The organism is Streptomyces sp. NPDC042002 (assembly GCF_055588305.1).
In genome coordinates, this window is record NZ_JBVJCT010000087.1 from 1 (window position 1) to 1,408 (window position 1,408).

Sequence of the window (1,408 nt, forward strand, 5' to 3'; positions counted from 1 at the left end):
CTAGTACTGCAACGGTGTTTGTTCTGAGTGCTGGGCAGTTTTCAGGGGCTGTGTCCGCGTCGTTTGTAGTGACTGGCGCGGGCTTGATGCTGGCGTCGTCGGCGCCATGTTGACCAGTGCAGGATGTGGTCGATGGGGGTGGGGCGGCGGTCGGTGAGGCGGGTGATCAGCCGTCGGATCTCGGCGAGGCTGAGGCGGATGAGCTGGGAGGATCCGTTTCTGCTTTCTCCGTGTCCAGCTGGCGGGCCCGCAGGACGGTGAGGCAGGCGTGAGCGGCCATGGCGAGGGTCATATGGCGGTGCCAGCCGGGGTAGCGGCGGACCTGGTAGTCGTCCAGGCCGCACTCCTGCTTCGCGGTCTGGAAGCACTCTTCCACCGCCCAGCGGCTGCCGGCGATGCGGATCAGCTGGTCCAGGGTGGTGTCGGCGGGGCAGTAGGCGATGTAGTAGGAGATCTCCTCGGGCCGGCTGACGCTGCGGCGGGCAATCACCCAGTGCCGGCGGTCTTCGCGGTGCCATGGGCGGACTTCGACGCGGGCCCAGTCGTAGATCCGCCGGCCATGTGCTCCCTCGCCGCAGGAACGGCGCTTCCACTTCTGCCGGGGCAGGCCGGGAAACAGGTCGTGGACGGGGTGGTCGAGTGCCCAGCGGGTGACGACGGTGTCGTGCCGGGTGGTGGCCATGACGTGGAAGACGTCGGCCTGCTCGAGTTCGAAGCGCCAGCCCTTGCTGAAGCCGTAGGCGGCATCCGCGGTCACCCAACGAAACGGGATCCGGTCCGCGATCGCTTTTCGGACCATCGCCTTGGCCATGACCACCTTCGTTTCGAAAGCGACCTCGTCGCTGATGCCGGCCCGGCGGCAGCGTTCCCGGTCGTCCGTCCACGACGTGGGCAGATAGAGCCGCCGGTCGATCAGGGTGCGTCCGCGGCCGGTGGCGTAGGCGAGGAAGACACCGATCTGGGAGTTCTCCGTCCGGCCCGCGGTGCCGGAATACTGCCGCTGCACCCCTGCCGAGCGGGTGCCCTTCTTCAGGAAGCCGGTGTCGTCGACGATCAACACCGCCTCCCGGTCACCCAGGTTGTCCACCACGTACCGGCGCACATCGTCGAGGACCTCGTCGGCGTCCCACTCGATCCGGTTCAGCATCCGCTGGATACGGTCCGGCCCGCCATGGCCCGCTTCCTCGGCCAGCGTCCAGCCGTTCTTGCGCTGCAACGGAGCGATCAGCCCCCGCATATAGGCCAGCGCCGACTCCCGCGGCTCCGACCGGCTGAACCGGTGCACGAACCGCCCGTGCACCGCATCCAGTTCGCTCGCCCACACACGCACATCAGCAAGGTCCCCACCCATAACCACATCAACGACGACCCTGGCCAGCAGTCACGGTAGACACCGTTGCAGTACTAG

At 67.3% G+C, this 1,408-nt stretch carries 1 protein-coding gene; it reads right to left on the reverse strand.

What is annotated here, in order from left to right; translation table 11 throughout:
• Positions 1–166: 166 nt before the first annotated feature.
• Positions 167–1,351, reverse strand: a complete 1,185-nt coding sequence (locus tag ACZ6KY_RS42150; protein ID WP_469315532.1) for an IS701 family transposase — start codon at positions 1,349–1,351, stop codon at positions 167–169.
• Positions 1,352–1,408 lie beyond the last annotated feature (57 nt).